This window comes from uncultured Roseibium sp. (assembly GCF_947494555.1).
In the GTDB taxonomy this organism is placed as follows: domain Bacteria; phylum Pseudomonadota; class Alphaproteobacteria; order Rhizobiales; family Stappiaceae; genus Roseibium.
In genome coordinates, this window is the sequence record NZ_CANLVF010000003.1 from 260,214 (window position 1) to 281,761 (window position 21,548).

The window sequence follows — 21,548 nt, forward strand, 5'->3', positions numbered from 1 at the left end:
CCAGTCCTCGGTGGAGGTTCTTTCCCTCAATTCGGGAAACGCTCTTGTCGGTCATTCTGACAAGCTTCCGGCACGCCTCGGCTTCAGATCGATGCGTGCCGGAAGTATGGAACGGTCTTACTTGGCAATCCAGCCTGACCACGTGTCCTTATTGTCAGCCATCCACGCTGCGACCGTGTCTTCCACCGACTTTCCGTTGAGATCCACTTCGGTGACCATGGCGCCGTAGTCGGCATTGGAAAGATCGAAGTTCTCGATGGCTTTTTTGGCACCCGGCCACTTGTCGCCGACGCCTGCCCAGCTGACTTTCCAGATTGGGCCGCGTGGCTTGCCGCAGTCATAGGCCGCGTCCGGGTTCACTCCGACGGACGGGTCGGCGTAACATTCAGGCGAGAACGGTGGGAATTCAACGAATTCTCCATCGTATTTCGCCGGTGCCCAATGCGGTGCGTAGACCCAGAGAATGATCGGGTCCTGCCGTTGATAGGCCGCTTCCAGCTCTGCGAAGAGGGCCGCGTCCGTTCCGGCATGCACGACTTCGAAATCCAGTCCGAGGGCCTCGACGCGTTCCTCGTCAAAACCGCCCCAGGTGACCGGCCCACCCAGGTAACGGCCGAAGGGTGCTGTTTCCGGTGTTGAAAATTCCTCTGCGCAATCCTTCAGCGCTTCCCAGTTGGGAAGACCCGGGCAACGTTCCTTCATGTAGGCCGGGTACCACCATTCCTCGATCGCCTGCAAACCCGTTTCTCCGAGATTGACGACGTTACCAGTGGCGAAGGCTTCGTCCATTGCCTCGCGTCCGGTGGTTTCCCAGATTTCCATGGCGACATGCAGGTCGCCCGTTTTCAGGCCCGCGAACTGGGCGATGTAGTCGGCCTGGACATATTCGACGTTGTAGCCTGCTTCCTTCAGGATCTCTCCCATGAGCTTGGTCGTGATCAACTGACCGGACCAGTCGTGAAGTGTCAGCTTGATCGGATCGCTGGATTCGGCTGCGAGCGCAGGCGTGACAGCCAGCATTGCGGACAGTGCCAATGAAACGCGCTTCATATTATTCTCCCCGTCTGAAATTGCCAATGCATGACTGCCTGGGCGTCACCCTTTCAGCGGCTGCCATCTCGGCACAACACCCTCATAGACTGTCAGCATAAATCAACAAAAAGCAACATTTAGGTTCGCTTTTTGTGGATTTTGGATACATTTTGAGCATTCAATGATCAATCGAAAGACAAAAACCGCCAGAATTTCAGGAATTCTCAGGATGCCGGATTATTCACGCAGACTGGAAAAGGCCGTGGCGATGACCGAAGTGGCCGCTTCCGTCGTTCTTTCCTATTTCAGGGGCGACCCCGAAATTGAAATCAAAGCCGACGAGAGCCCGGTGACCCAGGCTGACAAGGCTACCGAAAGGTCTCTCCGGGACAGTCTGCAACGGTACTTTCCGGACGAGGCAATCTTCGGAGAGGAGTTCGGCCGGACTGGAGAGGGCGCTGCGATGTGGATCATCGACCCCATAGACGGCACACGCTCATTCATTGCGGGGTTGCCGCTGTTCGGCATGCTCCTTGGGCAACTGGTCGAGGGTCATCCGAAACTGGGTGTGATCCGCATGCCGGCGCTCGGCGAAGTCTATGCCGGCGGTGAAGGTCTGAATGCCTCGTGCAACGGCACTGGGATCCATGTGAGCACTTGCAGGTCCTTGGATGAAGCCCGCCTGTTCATCAACGAGGGCGACAAGCTCGCAGTCTCGGAGGCGGCGGTGTTTGAGCGGCTCGTGCGTTCAGGACAGTTGCGCAGACTGGGCGCCGATTGTTATCCGCATGCCCTGGTCGCACGCGGCCTCGCCGATGCCGTGGTGGACTATGACCTTCAGCCTTACGACTATCTGCCCGTTTCAGCGGTTGTCGAGGCAGCCGGCGGTGTGATGACGGACTGGCAGGGCAATCCGCTGACAATGACGTCGGACGGACGCACCGTGACGGCGGCAACGCCTGAATTGCATGCTCAATTGCTGGATCTGCTCAACCGATCCTGACAGCCGAGACATGTTTGTCGAAGGCGGGATCCTGCATCAGTTTCCGGCAACGGTCGAACCGGCCCGTCGCGTACGCCCAGAAATCCTCTGCCGGATTGTCGTCCGCCAGCTGGATGAGCCCCCAAAGGGTCCAGAGCAGATCGCACATGGCCTTGTAGATCACGACGCGGCCGGCTTCCGCCGCCGTGGGTTTTCGGCCGAAATAGGCCTCCAGCATCTCCGCATCCTGATCGGCTGACATACCTGCCTCGACCGAGAGGTCTCCAAGATCCCAAAGGGGGTCGTTCATGCCGGAATACTCCCAGTCGACGATCCACATCTTGTCGCCGTCATCCAGGAAGTTCTCGCACAAGGGATCGCAGTGGCAGGGTGCGAGCGGCAGATCCGCGGCAGCCAGTACCTCACCGACGGGCATTGCGGCGGCAACGACGTCCTCGTACCCGTCGGGCAAGGAAACATCCTTTGTAGAAAGAACCTTGAGATAGTCGTCGATCATCGAAAACAGTTCGAAGCGGAACTCGAAACTTTCGCCCGATGCATGCAGCCGGGCAAGAGCTGCACCAGCCCGGCCCGGTGAGCCGCCGCGCGATTTGAAAAGATCGGGCGTCATCGTCTCGATCCCCTCGATCGTGCGAGTGATCATGATGCCGGACGCTGCATCGGCGTACAGCACCTCGGCGGAGACACCGGCACGGGCGGCTGCCTCCGCGTTGACCTTTTCTACGGCGCGATCAATGTACGCTTCCGTGTTCTCGCCCGGTATGCGCACGATGACGGATTGGTCGTCGAGATCGACGCGATGCACGAGATTGGTCAGTCCGCCGAGCCGGGTCATTCGCCTGACCGAGGTGACATTTTCAAATTGCGGCGCGGTGCGAAGCGCTGCAAGTACCTTTTCAGCGTGTTCCGTCATGTTCCCCCATCTTTCCCCATCTGCCCCGACTGTCCCCAACTGTCCCATGAGTGCCTATCCCTTGAGCGCGCGGTTTTCCGGATCGTAAAGCGGACTTTGTGCCTGAGTGACCGGATACTGCTCGCCGAAGACTTCCAGGGTGAAATCTGAACAGTCCCAATGCGCCTTGTCCAGATAGCCGCGTATGATTGTCTGCCCCACCGTGTAGCCATAACCGACCGAGGTTGCCGAGGAGACCACCCGATCTCCCAGCAGGATGGTTTCCCCGCCTGTCAGCGGCAGATGTTCCCCGGTCACGAATGTGCAAAGCCTCCGGTCGGCACCGTTGTTCTTCTGGTCTTCAAGAACGGACCGTCCGAGGAAATCGCCTTTCGACTTGAGATGCACCCGGAAGCCGAGACCTGCCTCTATGGGCGTGTAGTCCGGCGTGACATCGCCTGACCAGTAGACATAACCCTTTTCCATCCTGAGGCTCTCGATCGCCCGGTAACCGACATCGGCGATGCCGTGACCGGTGCCCGCCGCCCGGAGCGTGTCATAGACATGGGCGGCAAATTCCGTTGGAACATGCAGCTCGTAGCCACGTTCGCCGACATAGCCGATGCGCGCTGCCCGGACCGGAGCCGCACCGACAACGATCTCCTTCATCGTGGAAAAGGGGATCGCCTCGTTGGAAACGTCGCTTTCGGACGCCGCCGCCAGCACATCGCGCGACCGCGGGCCGACAAGGTTGATGACAGCGTACCCGCTTGTGACCTCAATGATATGCACAGAAGCGTCTGCGGGCAGGTTTCGTTTGATCCAGTCGCTGTCGTGAACACCGAACCCGGACCCGGTCACAAGGTAGAACCGGTCCAGCTCAAGTCGGATGATCGTGACATCCGCTTCAACGCCTCCGCGCTCGTTGCAGAGTTGCGTATAGATGACGGAGCCAACGGGCTTGTCCATATTGGAAACGGCCAGCCGTTGCAGCGTGGCCAGCGCATCCGCTCCGACAATCTCGAACTTGGAAAAGCTCGACTGGTCGATCAGAGCGACTCGCTCGCGAACGGCCGCGTGTTCCTCAGCGACATATTTTTTCCAGCCGGGTTCCAGGAAATCGAGCTGGTCGACCGGCGCCACGCCTTCAGGCGCAAACCAGAGTGGCCGTTCCCAGCCGTTCTTTGAGCCGTAGACCGCCCCCTGATCCTTGAGCTTCCGGTAAAGCGGAGACAAGCGCAATTGACGGGCGCTTTCGTGTTCCTGGCCGGGATATCGTTTCTTGTAGTGATGCGCGTAGTGCTCGACGGCGCGCGGGTACATGAAGGTCCGTGTGCCGTGATGCGGACCGAAACGCCGCACATCGAGCGGCCAGAGATCGAGAGACGGACGGCCATCAACGACCCACTCGGCGATCATTTCCCCGGCGCCGCCACCGGCGGCGATGCCATAGAGAAATCCCGTTGCCATCATCAGGTTGTCGAATCCGGGCTGCCAGCCCATGACGAAATCGCCATCGGCGGAGTAGGGGATCGGTCCGTTGATCACCTGGCGGATGCCCACCTCGTTGACAACGGGTGTCACCTGGCTGGCAAGCTCGGCAAGTGGCAGGAACCGGTCCAGGTTCTCTGGCAACAGCTGGCGCACGAAGGCACCGGGAATGCCGTTGTCGCCAAAGGGCAGCGTGCCCTCCTCGTAGCCGCCAATGACCAGCCGCCCTGCGACATCCGGCTTGTAGTAAACCAGTCTCTCAGGGTCGCGCAGTGTCGGAAAGTGTCCGACTTCGGATCCGGTCGGCTCGGTAACGATATACTGGTGCTCGACGGCACAGGCGGGAACGCGAATCCCGAGTTTTACCCCCAGTTCCCGGCTCCACATGCCGGCTGCGAGGATAACCGTTTCCGCCTCGAATGCGCCTTCGCTTGTCTCGACCGCCGTGATCCGGCCATTCGCAACCGTAAAGTCGCGGACCTCCACCCCTTGACGGATGTCGGTGCCCTGGCGGCGCGCGGCACCCGCGATTGCCTGGCAGAGCGAGGCCGGGTCGACATAGCCGTCGGTCGGGATGTAGGCGGCACCTTCAAGACCGCGCGCCTCGATCAGCGGGAAAAGGTCCTTGGCCTCCTCCGGCGTGATGATCTCCATCTCCAGGTCGAAGCTGCGCGCCATTGTTGCAAGGCGCTTTGCTTCCAGCAGGCGCTCTTCGGTTGCGGCCAGTCTGAGAGACCCTGTTTTCTTCCAGTCGAACTGCATGTCTTCTTCGTTCTGGAGCCGGTCGTACATCTCGACCGATTTTTTCAGCATGCGTGTCGTGTTACGCGAGGAGCGCAATTGCCCGACCAGTCCGGCCGCGTGCCATGTCGCGCCCTCGGTCAGGGCGGCACGCTCAAGGAGAACCACATTCCGTTCCCCCATCCGGGTCAGGTGATAGGCAATCGAGCACCCGATGATGCCGCCGCCGATGATCAGGTGTTTGGCCGAATGTTGGATCATATGTGCGGGTCCGCCTGATGTCAGTCAGCGCAAATGCTAACAAAATTCAACATCATCACAATAGTAATGTTGATTTTTGTTGAATTGCCAGTGCAAAATAGACTTATTCGGCCAGAAACTTTGGTGTAAACAGGCTTCATGTCGAAATACGAAACAATGCTCCTGCAGACCGTCGATATGCGTGGCACCGTCAGCGTGCAAGAACTGTCGCGTATTTTAGGGGTGTCGGATCAAACCATCCGGCGGGTCTCGCGGCCCCTGGTCGACCGAGGCGCATTGCAGAAGGTGCATGGTGCGCTGGTCTCGACCAAGTCGGCGGCGGATCTGCCGTATCTCGCCCGCATGAACCTGAACCGTGAGGCCAAGGTCGCGATCGCCGGGGAGGTCGTGAAGATCATCCAGGACGGCGACAGCATCGCCATCGATACAGGATCGACGTCCGGGTTTGTTGCCCAGGCGCTGCGAAACCGCCGCGAACTCACCGTGGTCACCAATTCGGCCTATGTGGCGAGCACGCTTGCCATGATCCCGGGCAACAATGTCTCCATGGCTGGAACCCAGTTACGGGACCATGACGGCGCGTCCTTCGACCGGTCGGCATTTGACGTCATTGAGCGGATGCAGGTGGACTATGTTCTGCTGTCGGCTTCGCTGGTCGACGCTCGCAAGGGGTTTCTCGTCCACGAGCAGTGCGAAGTCGATATCGCCAGCGCGATGCTGGCAAATGCCGGCCGGGCGATCATGGCGGTCGATCATTCCAAGTTTGAACCGCAAATGCGCAAACCTGCGCTGCGCCAGCCGACGCTCAAACCCGGAGACTTTCTCGTTACCGACAGAGTGCCATCTGTGGACTTTGCGGAATTGTTCTCTAATCTGGAAATTAGGGTTCCTTGACGACTGGCCGCGCTTCCAAAAGACCATTTCAAGAACTTGTCGCGATCCTCCCCTTTTGCAGTGATATGCGCTTATGTTTGGGAAAACGGAGGATTGACGTGCCCCTCGTAATTTAGAGCGTTCTGGGCCGGAATATTCCCATTACAATCCCGTAAGTTTAAATTCGTACTCTTCTTGTCAGCCTTCAAAAACTGCATGCACGTACGCCCCAGCGATGAGACACCAAGAACCTGAGAACAACAGACTTGAATGATCCGGCGCAACGAGCATTTCAGCGCATCGCAAGTTAGCCTTGTCAGTGCTGGCACGCAGGATACCATGTTCGGAGTTTCTAACGATCGGGATCGTTGCGCTTTCTGAGCCGCGACAGCAGCAACGGCCCGAGTGCCAATGACACCAATACCCTGAAGAGGTGGTGGAGACCCACGAACGCGACTTCACGGCCCATTGCAATCGCGATGAGCGACATTTCAGCGAGCCCTCCCGGCGCATAGGCCAGCATGAGTGCGAGCGGATCAAGATCCGAATTGCGTGCGACAAGAACCGCTGCGGAAAAGGCGATCGCAATCTGAACGGCGATCACGAGAAAAGCAGCGCCGACCACGTGCGACAGCTGCCGGGCCGATATGCCAAGGAAACGGCCACCCACGTTTATTCCTATGAATACCTGCACGATGTTGGTCACCCATTCGGGGACAACGAAATGCGTTATGCCGGAAATGTGGAGTGCTGCGCTGAGGATCAGCGGCACGACGATGATCCTTGCAGGAATACGCGTCCAGCGGTCGGCTGCGACACCGGCAGCAATGCACAGAGCGAACCAGAAGGTGTCAATCATGGACAGTGAGGATGTTGCTCCAGTTCCGCTGCGCTGAACATCCACATGCATGAACCAGGTAATCAGAAGCGGCAGGATCAGGATCGAAAGCGCTATCCGTAACGCATGGACGATGGCAACCCTCGCCTGATCCGCGCCGGCCTGTTCGCTCAATAGGATCATCTCCGTGATCCCGCCCGGCATGGCGCACAGGACGGCTGTCGGTTTCTCGAACCGGAGGATCCTGCTCAGAAGCCAGAAATTGATCGAGCCGGACAAAAGAAGCGCGATCAGCAGAAAGACAAGAGAAGTCCACCACTGGGGAAAGGACAGCAGAAGCCCGGCTGTTACCGAAGCGCCGAGCATGGTCCCGACCGATGCCCTGACAAAGGGCATAAGCGTTTTTGGCTGTTCAGCCGGCAGCTTGAATAGCGAGGCGACCGCAACCGCCAGCATGGACCCCATGAGCCAGCCAAGGGGCAGTCCAGTCAGCGAAAACAGCCAGCCCGCAGCACCTGCGACAAGGCAGGTCGCAGCAGGTTTCAACCAGTTTTGTGTCCCGACATTCAGTTGCATTCATTCTCACTGGAGCGCACACCGTCAGCGTCACCATAGACCCATCGGCCGGGCTTCAGAACAGCTCCGCCGATGCTGAGCTCACACCCTACCTTACCCCATCCTTCCTTGGCGCTTTTCACGGGCGACGTTCCCAGTGCAAAAATGCACTGATCCATCCTGTCAACTTCGAGGCTGTCACGGATGGCACCGCTGATGACTATGCCTGCCCAGTCGTTGTCGATCGAAAGCTGCGCCAACATGTCTCCCAGAAGAGCAACGCGCGTCGACCCGCCACCATCAATCACCAGCACCCTGCCCTCGCCCGGTGTTTCAAGGACGGCCCTAACGACGGAGTTGTCTTCAAAGCATTTTATTGTCTGGATCGGCGCCTTGAAGAACGGTCTCGTCCCGAACTTGCGAAACGGCAGGTGGACCAGCGTCAGATGGGAGTCGTGTCTGTCAATCAGGTCGGCGGTTTTCATTCTGCCCTCGCAGTGAATTCTAGATGGTTCCAAACGTCTTCTTCAGGTCAGTCACGTCGGGTGCGGACAAAGTTTGCACCGGTTGCCCCTTCAATGCCATGACAAGCTTTGCGGTTTCCTCGAGCTCTTCTGCTGCGCACACCGCCGAAAACAGAGACTTGCCGCTCACGACCGGGCCATGGTTGGCCAGCAGAACAGCAGCGCATTTGCCGCCAAGTTCCCGGATGAGTGTACCGCTTTTGGGATCTCCCGGCCGCACATAAGGAACGCGTCTGACTGTGCCGACACGCATGACAACATAAGGCGTCAGAGGCGGAATACAGTCCTCAGGATCAATCTCTTCCAGGCAGGACAGCGCTGTCGCCCAGGTCGAGTGCAGATGAACCACAGCCCCTGCCTCTGGCCTTGTGTCGTAGAACGCCTGGTGAAGAAAGATCTCTTTTGTCGGCCGGTCACCGGAAACATGGTTTCCCTCAAGGTCCAGTTTGGAAATGCGGTCAGGTTCGAGATCGCAAAGCCGCGCGTTGGTCGGAGACATCAAAATGCCGTCTGGCAGCTTCACCGACAGGTTTCCGGCCGTGCCGACTGAAAAGCCCCGATCAAAAAGCGAGGCACCGAGCTTTGTCATCTCGTATCGGGCGGTTTCTTCTTCGGAGTTCACTTGCCACCTTCCATCATTGCGAGCGCTTTTTCGAAGAAGTTTTCAGCGCCGAAGTTTCCGGATTTCAAGGCGAGCGCAACGGCGTCGGCCTGACCAATCGTCAGAACGGGAACTCCAGGGTCGATCTCCCGCCCGATCATCATCGCGGGAGACCCCAGGCTTTCGGCCACCGCTTTTGCGACCGCTCCGGAGGTCTCGCCACCGGCAACCACTATCCGGCGGTAGCCATTTGCAAGCAGCGCCTTTGCCGTGTCTGCGAACAGTTCATCCAGTTTCGCGGCAATCGCCTCGCGGCCAAAATTCTTCTGAAGATCTCTGACGGCTTCGGGACTTCCCGAAGAGTAGACCAGCGGTGCGTGATCGCGTTGTGAGGTAATGAAGTTGACCAGTGTGGCGGCGGTCAAACGTCCTGACATCACAGCCTCGACCTCGATCGGAAAAGTGGCGTGGTTTGTCTTGTGGTGTTCGATCTGCCCAAGCGTCGCACCCGAGCACGACCCGGCGAGAATTGCTCCGGGGCCGGAGATCATGCGAGCTTCCTCACCGCCTTTTTGCGCCCGTCCACTTGCAATAAAATTGCGCGGAAGGCCCATTGCGATACCCGACCCGCCCGTGAGAAACGGCGTGTCAGCCAGCGCTGCACCGATAGCCAGAAGATCAGTGTCCAGAAGCGCATCAACGACGATGAAATCCGTGTTGCCGGACTGTTCAACGATCGCTCTGGCTATATCCTGCGTCCCTGCCGCAACAACCGGGTAGGAAAGGTGTCCGACGGTACCCTTAATCTGGCTCGCGAGAACCCGCCTGATATCCGGATCGGTCATCGGCGTGAGCGGGTGGTTTTGCATTCCACTTTCGTTGAGCAGCTTGTCGCGAACAAAAAGGTGTCCCTGGTAGACGGTGCGGCCGGCTGCGGGAAACGCAGGGCACACAACAACGCCTTTGGCGTTCAGCGCGGTGGCCAAAGCGGCGGCAACAGGACCGATATTGCCCTCCGGTGTTGAATCGAACGTAGAGCAGTATTTGAAAACGATCTGCCGGCAACCCTGGTCCTTGAGCCAGGCCAGAGCACGCAATGACTCTTCAACGGCCTCTTCGACAGGTGCGGATCGGCTTTTCAGTGAAATCACACCCGCGTCGATATCGTCCGATGCCCTGTCATTGGGAATACCGGGATATTGCGCCGTTCTGAGCCCGCCCTCCGGTCCGGCGCCTTTCGCCAGTGTATTGGCAATGTCGCTCGCCCCCGTGAAATCATCCGCGATCACGCCGATCAGCATGCCACAGCTCCGCTTCTCGCCGCGACACGTCTTCTTAGTTCCGTGATGGCGGCTTCCGGGCTTGTCAGGACCGGAATCTCGGTCTTTGTGCGCGCAAGCGGCGCTGCGCTTGCCATAGAAAACTGCGCAAGCAGGATCACGTCCGCTTCCCCGATGTTCGCCGCGGTTTCGGCCACAAGACGATCATGGGTCTCGATGTCACCCGCCCGTTTGGCCTCAAGCGCCTTCGCCGCGAAATGGGAAACAAGCTGCGACGACCGGCCTCTGGATGCCGAGGCTTCCTGAAACTCCTGCTCCATGCCAGTTGCGGCAGGCTCGAATGTGTAGATCATGGCGATGCGGTCGCCGTATTCGAAGGCGGCATCGAACATGGCTTCGTTCGGTTTCATGACCGGAATGTCCGACTGACGCGCGGCCGCCTCGATCGCAGAGCCGAATGCGGAACAGGTGAACAACACACCGTCCGATTTTGTGAGTTCGGCATAATGGGAAAGACCGAGAATGCGTTCCGAAAGTTCTCTGGTCAGTTCGTGTGCCGCGGCGCGATCAACGGACAAGCCCTCTTCCAGTATGGAAATGGTTTCGGCCTCCGGCCAATGCTGCCGAGCAGCGGTTTCAATCGGATCCATGGCGACCCGGGTTGCATGAATGAACGCAATGCGCGGCCGGTTGCTCATTTCGCCACTTCCAATCGAGAAAAATGTGGTGGTACCGCTTCGCAGCGGCACCACCGAGTTGGCGGTCCTTGCAGGCCGCCCGGGAGGAAATGTCACGCGGCGATTGCCATGTTCGTGACTTCGTCGGCCACGTGTTTGCCAAACACATCGCAGTTGACCGTTCCGCCAAGATCACGGGTGCGCTTGGCAGGGTCATTGATCACCGCGTCCACGGCATCAGAGATTGTCCGGCCCGCTTCCATGAGTTCCTGATTGCTGCGCCGTTCTCCAAGCCAGGTGAGCATCATCGCCGCCGACAGGATCAAAGAGGTGGGATTGGCGACATTCTGTCCGGCAATATCCGGAGCTGATCCGTGCTGGGCCTGCGCACAACAAAGGCCTGTTTCTGCATTTGCGTTGATCGAACCGGCGAGGCCGAGGGACCCTGAAAGCTCCGAGGCAAGATCTGAAAGGATGTCGCCATAAAAGTTCGTCGCAACGACAACATCGTAGGTTTCGGGTTTTCGCACGAGCAAGGCGGCAAACGCGTCGACGATCAATTCTTCGGTTTCCACTTCCGGAAAATCTTTCGCTACATCGCGGAAGCATTCCAGGAAAAGGCCGTCAGTCATCAGGAAGGAATTCGCCTTATGAATGGCGGCAAGCTTCTTCTTCCGTTGCATCGCCAGTTTGAAGGCCTCCCGGCAAATGCGCATGGAACCATGGCGCGTGATTTTCCGCACAGAGAGCGCCATATCCGGATCAGGCATCATCTCGCCGACGCCCTTGTACATATTGCGGTCGGGATAAAACCCTTCGGTCGCTTCCCGCATGATGACAAGGTCCATGCCAGGCGCCTTGTTCGGGATGAAGCTTCTCGAACGGGCGGGCCGGACATTTGCATAAAGATCCAGACCGATCCTGAACCCAGCCGAAACGTTGCGACCTCCTTCGGCGACCGGCGGATAGTCCATGTGGGACTGCGTTCCCAGGATAACACCGTCGAATTCGGTCCGCGCGCGGTCCAATACCTCTTCGCGAAGCGTGATGCCGTGAGTCCTCAGGCTGGTGAAACCGGATTGTTCTTCCTGAAACGTGATGTCCAGGTTGAAGCGGCGGTTTGCTGCTTCAACGACCTCAAGCGTGGCTGACATGATCTCGGGACCAATCCCATCGCATGGCAGTGTCATGATTTTCATATTTCGATCCCTCCGAGACGTGCTTTGCACCGCTTAGCATTTTTGCTCTTTATCGCCTAAATATGCATTTTACAATATCGATTTGTCCCTCTACCTCTAATTTTTCAACGTTGAAAACAGAAATATTTCTGCCAAATTTCGAATAGTTTCATGTTTTTAAACGATTTTCTGACTTCTTGTGTCAAAAATCAAAAATTGCGTTTTTATTTGACAAGATGCAATCTTCTAGACTATTGCATTATGGCATTCACAAATGCAAACCGATCTTGGGGAGGATGCCAAATGATCATGCGAAGGTCTTTAACCCTGCTTGCCGCCGCTGCGGCTGTTGCGAGCACGATGTCAATCCCGGCACAGGCCGAGGAATACCCATCCGAGCGACTGACTTACACAATCGCCTTTGGACCAGGCGGCGGAAACGATCGCATGTCCAGAACCGTCGTGGATATTTTGCGCAAATACGATCTCTACCCAGGCAACATTGTGGTTGAGAACAGGGAAGGCGGAAGTGGTGCCGTTGGCTTCAGCTATGTCGCCGGCAAGGCAGGCGACCCCTATCGGCTGACCTCGACAAGCGGCAACTTTATTGGCACACCATTGGTGGCCGATACGAATTGGACCTATGCCGATTTCACGCCGATTGGCCTTCTGGCGAGTGACGCGATGCTGCTCGTCGTCCGCTCCGATTCAGACTTCGGCGATGTTGACGCATTCGTCGATGCCGCCAAGGCTGGACGTGTGACAATTGCCGGCAGCGGCTCAGCAGGTCCCGAGCGCGTGACAGCATCGCTGTTTGCACAGGCGGCGGGTATTGAGTTCGAATATGTGCCGATCGGGTCCGGCGGCGAGCTGGTGACTGCGTTGACGTCCGGCAGTGTTGATGCGGTCGTTGCAAATCCGTCTGAAGTTGCCGGTCAGCTGGATGCCGGAACATTGAAAGCTCTTGCATTTTCCGATTCAGCGCGAAGCACAAACAATCCGGATGTCCCGACATTCATGGAGCTGGGGTATGACTTCAGCTTCTCGCTCCCGCGTGGTGTCGTGATGCCGAATGACCTTGAGCCTGCTGCGCAGGACTGGTGGGTTGCCACGCTGAAGAAAGTGATCGAGACGCCGGAGTGGCAGGAATACCTGGCCAAGAACGGCATGTCGGGCAACCCGATCTGGGGCGAAGACTTCGCTACGTATCTTGCAGCGACCAGCGCGCAGTACCGCGACACTCTGGTGAAGATCGGCGCCATCCAGCAGTAACGCGATTGGTTCCTTGCGGGCGCACGACAGTTCGTGTGCCCGCTTTGCATTTGCCAAACAAAATCAAAGAAAAATTCGTTTCAGAGCCGGAAAGGGAGGCCGATGAAAAAGTGGTTCGCCGCAGGACTGCTCATCTTGTCTGTGGGATACACTCTTTACGGACTGGGCACTCTGACACTCGTTACATCCTCGGGACGACCAGCGGCCGGTTTCTTTCCATTGCTGATTGGCGTGCTGATGATGATCTCGTGTGCCGTCAACCTTTGGGGCGACTGGCGCGAGGAACTTGCACAACGCAGATCCGGCACTTTGCCACCGCATCAGGCGGATCCGGAAGCGGAGGCAAAGGCCGATGCGCTTGGAGTTGATGCGCATGGCATCGATGGCGGGATGGACTACAGCCGCGATGTGCTGATTGTCTTCCTCTACATCTGTGGGTTTGTCGCAATCATGAAGCCGGTTGGCGCATTCCTCGCCATGGTCCTCTTCATGCTGGCCTTCCTCTTCACGTTCAACCGGGCCCACGTCGTCAGCAACCTGATCTACAGCGTCGCCCTCCCCGGTTTTTTGTACGGGCTGTTCAAGGTCTTGCTGAACGCGTCCCTTCCAACCAGTCCGTTCGGCTTCTGAAGCCTTGTGCAATCTGAAAAAGGCTAAAGCACATGCTTGCTGAAATTGCGTCAAATCTGTCTCTTGGCCTGAGTGTGGCAGCGTCACCAGAAGGCTTTCTGTTCCTCGTGATCGGCGCTTTCCTCGGCATGATCGTCGGTCTCTTCCCAGGCTTTGGACCTGCTGCAGGAATTGCGGTTCTGATCCCGATGACCTTCGGTTTGCAACCCACGATCGCAATCATCATGCTCGCCGGGATTTACTACGGTTCGATGTATGGCGGCACGATCACATCGATCCTGATCAATACCCCAGGGGAATCCGCAACGGTTGCCTCTACGATCGACGGCTACCCGCTCGCCCAGAAGGGACGCGCCGGTCCCGCCCTTGTGATGCAGGCGATCGCTTCCTTCTTTGGCGGCACGGTCGGTGTCGTTTTGATCACCGCGCTTGCGCCCTCGCTTGCGAATTTCGCCGCGTCCTTCGGTCCATCCGAATACTTCCTGATCATCGCGGTTGGCCTTTTGATGCTGACGACCATGATGGGAGACAACAAGTTCAAGGGGTTCATTTCAGCCCTGATCGGATTTGCTGTCGGAACGGTAGGCGTCGACGTGATGAGCGGCCAGCAACGCTTTACCTTCGGCTCTCCCGAGCTGATCGGCGGGGTCTATTTTGTGGCTGTTGCGATCGGCCTCTTCGGGATCGGCGAACTGCTGCATTGTGTCTTCAAAGGACAGCATCGCCAGCCCGCCAAACGCCTGCGCATCAGCTTCCGCGACAAGGAATTTTGGCCGTCGAAAGAGGACTACTACCAGTCGCGTTGGACCTTCTGGCGAGGATCCGGGATCGGCTTCATCGCCGGCGTCCTTCCAGGGTCGGGCGCAACGCTCGGATCGATCATCGGTTACTCGGTGGAAAAAAAGGTCGCCAAGGACCCGGAAAAGTTCGGCAAAGGTGAGATGCGCGGTCTCGTCGCTCCCGAGGCCGCCAACAACGCGGCATCTGCCGGGGCAATGGTTCCCTTGCTGTCGCTTGGCATTCCAGGATCCGGGGCGACCGCCGTCTTGCTCGGAGCATTCCTCATGTGGGGTCTGCAGCCCGGACCGCTTCTCATCGTGAACGATCCGGAGTTCGTCTGGGGTCTGATCGCCAGCATGTATCTCGGCAACATGATCCTGATCGCGATGAGCATCTTTGCAATTCCGCTCTTCGTGAAGTTTCTGGATGTGCCATACGTCAATGTCGTTCCGGTTATCGTGCTTCTTTGCATCATCGGCGCGTTCGCCATCAATGCCAGTATCATAGAAACCTGGATCCTGGTCGTGAGCGGATTAATCGGCTTTGCGATGAAGAGATATGGCTATTCGCCTGCTGCAACCGTGCTGGCTCTGGTGCTTGGCTCGATGGCCGAAGAAACGTTCCTGCAGAGCTACATCATATCGCAAGGAACAATGAGCCTCTTCTGGGAACGGCCTGTCTCCCTGGTGCTCTTTATCGTTTTGCTCTCAATCGTCGTTTTGCCGCTGGTTCTGACACTTCTGAACCGCAGCAAAAATGCCAGGGAGGGTGTGTCCAACGGTGCTTGAGGCATCCCGGACGGAACTGCAGATACGAAACGCCGCTGTCTCACTTGGACGATGGTACTTGGTCTGGTTTAACGCACATGATTTTTCGTTGTTCAAAAGCCAAAAAGATTGCGCAAACTCCATATCGGTGTGCAATCTTGTGATCGTGTCTTAAGCCCCTGAAAGAGTGTCCTATCTTGTCATCAAGCGAACTTTCGAACCGGATTTCAAAACGGATTGCTCAAGAAATCTCAACCGGAAGTCTTGCGACGGGTGAGCATCTGGGCGCGCAGCAAGTAGCTGATCGATATGGTGTTTCGCGAACGCCCGTTCGTGAAGCCATGCAGTTTCTGGAGAAACAAGGTCTTTTGGTGCGAGAAGCCAACAGAGGGTACTTCGTAGCGGAAACAGCATCGAGTGACATTCCCGAACTCCTCACTGACAAGTGGGCGACAGATGTTGATGACTACCAGCTGCTGGCGGACGACTGGTTGATGGATCGGCTCCCCGAAGAGGTCACCGAACAATTCCTGCGACAACGATACGATCTGACCAAGGCGAAGCTGAATGACATTCTGTTGCGCGCGGTGCGAGAGGGCTGGGCTGAGCGAAAAGACGGATATGGCTGGCGCTTCCTGCCTGTCGCGAAGACGGCGGAAGCCTTCGACGAGATTTACCGCTTCAGGATGGCAATCGAGCCCGCGGCGATGCTTGAACCGAGTTTTGAAATCAACCGGAAAGTGCTTGAAGAACAGCGCCGTATGCAGGAACGCATGCTCGAGTCAGACCTCGACAGGTTCCAGCCGGAACAGCTTTTGAAGAACGGCTCTCTCTTTCACGAAGAGATCATCAAGCTGTCAAACAACCCCTATTTCCATACGGCGCTTCAAAGGGTCAATCAGATGCGCCGGCTGATGGAGTATCGCGCCAAGATCGACAGAAACCGGCTTGTCGAACAATGTACCGAACATCTGGAGATCATCACGCTTCTGGAACGCGGCGAGGTCGCTGATGCGTCCTACCTCATGCGCCGGCATCTGAGCGGCGCGCTCAAACGAAAGTCCCCGATTGCCTGGTCCTGGTCTGAAGAAATTGTCAAAGAGAAATGACAACAGGTTTTGGCTTACAATTATGGACTGTGACTTGCACCTAAGGCATTCCGTTCGGCAAGTTGGCTCCGCAATGCGACCAGCGGTTCAGCGCCTCCCCCCGATTTTCGACGCGCTGACGTCAAGGTTCTGATACACTCGCACACATGTTGCGGGTACTTTCGATTTTGTTGCTCAGCTGCGGTCCGGCTTTGGCCTGGGAAGTCCGGACGGGGCCCATATGCGAGCTTGTCCATGAGGGCGAGAACGCGTCTGTCCGCGTCACCTACGATCCGGCAATCCCGCTCTATGCGCTTGAGATCATGCCAGGAAATCCCTGGGCGGACGGCCCGCTCTTTGCAATGCGTTTTGATGGACCGCGCGGCAATACAATCGCAACCGACCGTCACGTGATCACGGGTGGCGGGGCAACCCTGACTGTGACCGACAGGGGCTTCGGCAACGTTCTGAACGGACTTGAATTCAATCACACAGCGACCGCACTTCTGGGCGACCGGGCAGTGGCCCTGCCCCTTGACGGTGCCGCACCGGCCGTTCGCGAGTTCCGGGCCTGCGCCTCCGGGCTCGTTGCCTGAAAACGTCACCAGACAATCACCAAACCCCGAAGGTTTGCCTTCTCCAACAAAGCAAAAACCAGAACCTGGCCGGAAGCCGGATGCGCGCTGCGATCCGGCTCCGCCGATCTTGCCGCTACTCGGTTGCGCCAACCTCGCGGTAGTAACGCTCAGCGCCGGGGTGCAGTTCCATGAGCCCGCGTTTGGAGGCGGCAAACTTGACGTCGAGCGCCTTTGCCCACGGGGCTTCAGACGTCACCTGTTCCAGATTGTCCCAGAAGGTCTTGGTGATCTTGTAGACGGTTTCCTCGTCGAGATCCGCGCGGACGCCAATGCCGACGGCGGTATCGAAGGACATCACGGCGCTGTCGTTCATCTGGCCGTCATACATGCCAGCGGGAACTTCCGCGCGGTAGCGCCACTTTCCGAGCCACTTGTCGACCTCTTCGCCCTCGTCACTTTCCGGTCCGATGAAGCGCAGGTTTTCGGTCTCGGTAAACTGGATAAACTGACCACACGGGTCGAGGCAGCCGTTCACATAAACGTCAATCTTGCCGTCCAGGAAGGCCTGAAATCCGGTCTGCCAATTGGCCTTGATGGCATCATAGTCTTCATCGACCACAAGGCCCGTCGTCGCTTCCACCCAGCCACGTGCCGCGTTGTAGGCACCGCCACCTTGCGGGCCGAGAAAGACCGATGCGCCTTCAAGGTCGTCCAGAACCTGAATGTCGCTGTTATCGCGAACGGTAAAGTGATACTGGCCATACGGGAACCACATGAGGAGCTTGTAGTTCTTGGCGAGTTCTGGAGCGTCCGCTTCTTTGGCGTACATCGCCTTGCCGGCGGACATCAGGTTGTAGATGACCGGGCTGGTCATGGACATGTCCAGGTTGCCGCGTGCGACTTCCATCATGTGCAGTGTCGCCGCGCCGCCACCTGAAACTTCGATTTCAATATCATCCAGATTGTCGGTCACGATGTTTGCAAAGGTCGCCATCGTAATCGCCTGGCCGAGGCTCGGGGCGATCGTTGCCATTTTCAAAGTTTCCTGGGCCCCGACCGGTGCCGTCCAGATCATTGCCGCAGATGCAGCGACTGCTAGTTTCCGCATGTGATGTCCTCCCTGACAAATGCGTTTCAAAACCGTCAGGCCGACTTTGCGTCGACCGGTGACGGGTCTCCTCCCAAAAACCGGTGTCCGATGACCAGGCAGATCCCGACAAGCAGTGCCGATCCGGCGATTGCCATGTTCGGTATGAGCAGGGCGACGCCGGTGATGCCGCGCAAAATCCGCTCAAGCGAATAGAGCCGGTTCTTCTCAAAGCCCGTCAATGCCGATGTCAAAAGCCACATGGCCAGCGCGAATGCGATGACGATCCAGCCAAGATCAATCCAGGTCACGGTTGCAATATCGATCATCGCCTTCGATGTCGGCACTTCACCGCCGAACCAGGCAAACAGGACCTGCAGCTTGTAAAGAACTGCGGGGTGATAGACGAAAACGAACGGAATGATGAAGCCGGCCAGTGCGAGCCGCGCGGCCTGAAACCCGGTGCGAACCGGATCGGCCCCGGCAATGGGCGCAGCGGCAAAGGCCGCCAGCGCAACCGGGGGCGTCACGGTCGAGATAACAGCGAAGAAGACCACGAACAGATGCAAGGTGAGCGGTGCGATGCCGACAGCTTCAATACCGGAGCTGAGCGCGATGACGATGATGAAATAGGTCGCACCGGGCGGCAGTCCCATGCCGAGAACGATCGCACCGAGCGCGACGACCACCAGCGTACCGAACAGCGGCCCGCCCGCGAGCTGCGCCAGAAGCAGCGACAAGCGGCCACTGAACCCGGACACCTGGATCAGGCCAACGATCAGCCCGATGGCCGTGACGATGACAATGATTGACGCGGACATGCGGCCCGCGCTGACGAAGGCCTGATAGAGCTTTTCAGGCGAGCGGAAACTGCGGAACAGCAGGAGCGCGCATGCAAGTGCAACCATGAAGCCGTAGAAGCCGGCCTTCGGAACGGAGGGCTGAACAAACAGGAAGTAACTCAGCACGCCCAATGGCAAGACAAAGACCAGGCACTGCACGCGTTCGGCGCCTGTCAGGCGTGGCCGCTCTTCAACCGGCAGCGGACCGACACCCTGACGGCGTGCTTCGAAATAAACGGTCAGGAAGGTGCCAAGATAGAAGAAAATCGCCGGAATGATCGCGGCTATCACGATGTAGCGATACTCAAGCCCGATTTGGCCTGCGACGAAGAAGGCAACAACACCCATCACAGGCGGCATCACCTGCCCACCGGTGGAGGCAGCTGCCTCCACAGCCGCGGCAAAGGCCGGACGGAAGCCGGAGCGCTTGATTACCGGGATGGTCATGACCCCGGTGGAGACCACATTTGAAATCGCCGCACCGCTCAAGGTTCCAAAGAGCGCGGAACTCGCAACGGCCGCATGTGCCGCTCCGCCCGTCAGACCCCCAGTCAGCCGGTTGGCTATCTTCATCAGAAGATCCCCTGCCCCGCTGGCCATCAGCACCGCGCCGAAGACGATGAAGATCAGCACGTTGCCGGAGACAACCTGCAACGGTTGACCGAACATGCCGCCGGTCTGTGACCAGAAATTCAGCACCATGGAGCGCATGCTCTGGGCCAGGGTCGCTTCGGAACCTGCGAGAATGCCCGTCCAGTCCGGCAACCAGCCACGCACGAAGAAATAGATGATCCAGAAAAGGCAAAAGCCGACGATGAAGGAGCCGAAATTGCGCCAGGTCAGATAAAGAACCAGCACGGTTGCGAGCGGAAACAGCACGAAGTCTATAGGACGCGCCGAGGGTAACGCACCGCCATCGACCGCAAAGAGGTTTGCGACCCACAAGGAGAACACGGCCGTTGATGCAACGGCCAGAAGCCATTTCACCCATGGGCGCGTTTCGGCGAGGCTGAGAAAGGAAACTGCGAAGGAGAAGAGGATCGGCAAGCCAAGGATCAACCCGGTCGGCAACAGAAAGGCGCGTTCGAACGAACGGTAACTTCCACCCAGCCAGTGTTCGCGAAATAAGAGCCGCTGCTGCCGCCTGGACAATTCGTCAAAGCCTGGCGTTGTTACCTCGATGATCCAGCGAACGAATTCCGAAAGCGGACCGGACGCGGCGAAGACCAGAATGACCAGGGCAAAGACAAAAGCCAAAAGGTCGGCGAACCGCTGTTCAATTCCGGATTTCGTCATTTGGCCGCCTCCCCGTTGCGCAGGCGGCGCGCGTGCCAGAGATAGGTGTTGCGGGCTGTCGCGTTGATCTCAGTTTCGGCCAGCTGCTCCATCGTCTCGGCCTTCAGAGGCTCTGCCGCGCGGCCCAGCGCGATCAGGTGGTCGCATAGTTCAAGCTTCCACTGCGGATCTTCAGTCGATTGCGCCGCAGCCATGAGCGCGTCAGCACCGCCCGCAAGCTTCGCCATGTGCGCAGCTCTTTGGGCCGAGGACAGGGTGCCAAGATGCGTAGGATTACCGTCGTACCAGCCGAGTGTCCCGGTTGCGAAGGCGCGTGCCGACCAGGCCGCCTTGCCGTAGAACTCGCCAAGCCAGGGCTTATCCGCAACTTCTTCGGGCAAGCTGAGACCGGCGACGATATCGTCCATGGACAGTCCGGCATCCATGCCGTCGGCCGTGTGCCGCATCACGTGGCGAATGGCTTCGCGGGTCGAGCTCAGCACCTCGCGGACCTTGTCCTTGCCGAAGATTGGCATTGTGTGGCCGGGGGCCAGCACATTGGCACCGAGACCTTCGAGCAGCTGAAGACTGTCGGCCCATGCGGCAAAGTCGCGATAAGGCGTTCCGCGGATCGCATAGAGATTTGGAAAGGCGTGATACCAGTTGTCACCCGGGAACAGGATTGCAGTATCCTCCAGCCAGACCGCCATATGATCCTCGGTTTCGCCGGGCGCCATGATCAGCCTTGCCGCGACACCGTCGAGATCGATCTCCCGATCGTTTTCCACCATCACTGTCGGCGGCAGAAAACCTGCGCCCAGGCCTTCCATCGGCCGGTCTCCCGGACCGCATCCGAGTGAGACACGTTCCTCAGGTGACAGGCCGATACCGAATTGCGCGGCCGTCCTTCGGTTCAGCGCCTTGTGCGGGGCGATCAGCCGCTCGTCCTGCCCAACCAGATCCGACTTGAACTTTGCATTGGCGATGACCGGGATATCATGCCCTTCGGCGAACACGCTTGCGCCTGAGATGTGATCCCGGTGGCTGTGGGTGTAGATGATCCGCGCAACGGGCTTGCCGGTAAGCTTGCGGATTTCGGCGAGAACATTCTTTGCAGCACCGGTACTCTCGGAGGTGTCGATTACCGTCAGCGTGGTGTTTCCCTCCAAAACGTGCTGGGTCGACGCTGCATATCCAACCGCGGTCCAGACGCCAGGCGCCAATTCGACAATCGACTTGCGGAACTGGGTTTCGTTGTGGTGGAGAAGATCTGCATTCGGCAT

Annotated in this window: 19 protein-coding genes; 7 read left to right on the plus strand and 12 right to left on the minus strand. The window is 58.1% G+C overall.

Annotation, left to right across the window (positions count from 1 at the left end):
- Nucleotides 1–117: 117 nt before the first annotated feature.
- The gene (locus Q0915_RS15970; RefSeq protein WP_299475438.1) at nucleotides 118–1,050 is read right to left on the minus strand and encodes an ABC transporter substrate-binding protein; all 933 of its coding nucleotides are present in this window, start codon (nucleotides 1,048–1,050) and stop codon (nucleotides 118–120) included.
- A gap of 211 nt (nucleotides 1,051–1,261) precedes the next feature.
- On the opposite strand from Q0915_RS15970, the gene Q0915_RS15975 reads away from it, so the two are divergent.
- The gene (locus tag Q0915_RS15975; protein WP_299475441.1) at nucleotides 1,262–2,035 is read left to right on the plus strand and encodes an inositol monophosphatase family protein; all 774 of its coding nucleotides are present in this window, start codon (nucleotides 1,262–1,264) and stop codon (nucleotides 2,033–2,035) included.
- Here Q0915_RS15975 and Q0915_RS15980 read toward each other — a convergent pair.
- Nucleotides 2,022–2,870, minus strand: a complete 849-nt coding sequence (locus Q0915_RS15980; RefSeq protein ID WP_299477042.1) for a choline kinase family protein — start codon at nucleotides 2,868–2,870, stop codon at nucleotides 2,022–2,024. The two genes, Q0915_RS15975 and Q0915_RS15980, sit on opposite strands and share 14 nt — an antisense overlap.
- 132 nt (nucleotides 2,871–3,002) lie before the next feature.
- Nucleotides 3,003–5,420, minus strand: a complete 2,418-nt coding sequence (locus Q0915_RS15985; RefSeq protein WP_299475444.1) for an FAD-dependent oxidoreductase — start codon at nucleotides 5,418–5,420, stop codon at nucleotides 3,003–3,005.
- A gap of 138 nt (nucleotides 5,421–5,558) precedes the next feature.
- Here Q0915_RS15985 and Q0915_RS15990 point away from each other — a divergent pair, with 138 nt between their 5' ends.
- The gene (locus Q0915_RS15990) at nucleotides 5,559–6,314 is read left to right on the plus strand and encodes a DeoR/GlpR family DNA-binding transcription regulator (RefSeq protein ID WP_299475447.1); all 756 of its coding nucleotides are present in this window, start codon (nucleotides 5,559–5,561) and stop codon (nucleotides 6,312–6,314) included.
- Between the two features lie 331 nt (nucleotides 6,315–6,645).
- Here Q0915_RS15990 and Q0915_RS15995 read toward each other — a convergent pair whose 3' ends face one another.
- The 6 genes from Q0915_RS15995 to Q0915_RS16020 all read right to left on the minus strand — a co-directional run bounded on the left by Q0915_RS15995 (nucleotide 6,646) and on the right by Q0915_RS16020 (nucleotide 11,967).
- Complete coding sequence (locus tag Q0915_RS15995; protein ID WP_299475450.1) at nucleotides 6,646–7,707, minus strand: AbrB family transcriptional regulator; 1,062 nt, start codon at nucleotides 7,705–7,707, stop codon at nucleotides 6,646–6,648.
- Nucleotides 7,698–8,171 carry a ribonuclease E activity regulator RraA gene (rraA, locus tag Q0915_RS16000; RefSeq protein WP_299475452.1) on the minus strand — a complete coding sequence of 158 codons (474 nt, stop codon included), beginning with the start codon at nucleotides 8,169–8,171 and terminating at the stop codon, nucleotides 7,698–7,700. The genes Q0915_RS15995 and rraA overlap by 10 nt, the downstream gene beginning before the upstream one ends.
- A 19-nt stretch (nucleotides 8,172–8,190) precedes the next feature.
- On the minus strand, nucleotides 8,191–8,832 hold the full coding sequence (gene otnC / locus Q0915_RS16005) for a 3-oxo-tetronate 4-phosphate decarboxylase (protein WP_299475455.1): 642 nt from the start codon (nucleotides 8,830–8,832) through the stop codon (nucleotides 8,191–8,193).
- Nucleotides 8,829–10,112, minus strand: a complete 1,284-nt coding sequence (gene otnK, locus Q0915_RS16010; RefSeq protein WP_299475458.1) for a 3-oxo-tetronate kinase — start codon at nucleotides 10,110–10,112, stop codon at nucleotides 8,829–8,831. Before otnK ends, otnC begins: the two co-directional genes overlap by 4 nt.
- A complete protein-coding gene (locus Q0915_RS16015) occupies nucleotides 10,106–10,789 on the minus strand; it encodes an aspartate/glutamate racemase family protein (RefSeq protein WP_299475461.1) in 684 nt (227 codons plus the stop codon). Before Q0915_RS16015 ends, otnK begins: the two co-directional genes overlap by 7 nt.
- 92 nt (nucleotides 10,790–10,881) lie before the next feature.
- Nucleotides 10,882–11,967, minus strand: coding sequence for an isocitrate/isopropylmalate dehydrogenase family protein (locus Q0915_RS16020; protein WP_299475464.1), 1,086 nt, complete (start codon nucleotides 11,965–11,967; stop codon nucleotides 10,882–10,884).
- A 282-nt stretch (nucleotides 11,968–12,249) separates the two neighbouring features.
- Between Q0915_RS16020 and Q0915_RS16025 the strand changes: the two genes are divergently transcribed.
- The 5 genes from Q0915_RS16025 (at nucleotide 12,250) to Q0915_RS16045 (ending at nucleotide 17,079) form a co-directional block, all read left to right on the plus strand.
- A complete protein-coding gene (locus tag Q0915_RS16025) occupies nucleotides 12,250–13,218 on the plus strand; it encodes a tripartite tricarboxylate transporter substrate binding protein (protein ID WP_299475467.1) in 969 nt (322 codons plus the stop codon).
- Nucleotides 13,219–13,320: 102 nt separating this feature from the next.
- Entirely contained in the window at nucleotides 13,321–13,848 is a 528-nt protein-coding gene (locus tag Q0915_RS16030; RefSeq protein WP_299475470.1) for a tripartite tricarboxylate transporter TctB family protein, read from the plus strand.
- 32 nt (nucleotides 13,849–13,880) lie between these two features.
- Nucleotides 13,881–15,416 carry a tripartite tricarboxylate transporter permease gene (locus Q0915_RS16035; protein ID WP_299475473.1) on the plus strand — a complete coding sequence of 512 codons (1,536 nt, stop codon included), beginning with the start codon at nucleotides 13,881–13,883 and terminating at the stop codon, nucleotides 15,414–15,416.
- 176 nt (nucleotides 15,417–15,592) lie between these two features.
- Nucleotides 15,593–16,504 carry a GntR family transcriptional regulator gene (locus Q0915_RS16040; RefSeq protein ID WP_299475476.1) on the plus strand — a complete coding sequence of 304 codons (912 nt, stop codon included), beginning with the start codon at nucleotides 15,593–15,595 and terminating at the stop codon, nucleotides 16,502–16,504.
- 146 nt (nucleotides 16,505–16,650) lie between these two features.
- Nucleotides 16,651–17,079, plus strand: coding sequence for a hypothetical protein (locus Q0915_RS16045; RefSeq protein ID WP_299475479.1), 429 nt, complete (start codon nucleotides 16,651–16,653; stop codon nucleotides 17,077–17,079).
- A gap of 115 nt (nucleotides 17,080–17,194) precedes the next feature.
- Here the strand turns inward: Q0915_RS16045 and Q0915_RS16050 are convergent, their stop codons facing one another.
- Genes Q0915_RS16050 through Q0915_RS16060 form a run of 3 tightly spaced genes read right to left on the minus strand, consistent with a single transcriptional unit; the run spans nucleotide 17,195 to nucleotide 21,548 of the window.
- Entirely contained in the window at nucleotides 17,195–18,169 is a 975-nt protein-coding gene (locus Q0915_RS16050; protein ID WP_299475482.1) for a TAXI family TRAP transporter solute-binding subunit, read from the minus strand.
- A gap of 35 nt (nucleotides 18,170–18,204) precedes the next feature.
- Nucleotides 18,205–20,286: a TRAP transporter fused permease subunit gene (locus Q0915_RS16055; protein ID WP_299475485.1), complete on the minus strand. Its 2,082-nt coding sequence runs from the start codon at nucleotides 20,284–20,286 to the stop codon at nucleotides 18,205–18,207.
- Entirely contained in the window at nucleotides 20,283–21,548 is a 1,266-nt protein-coding gene (locus tag Q0915_RS16060; protein ID WP_299475488.1) for an alkyl/aryl-sulfatase, read from the minus strand. The genes Q0915_RS16055 and Q0915_RS16060 overlap by 4 nt, the downstream gene beginning before the upstream one ends.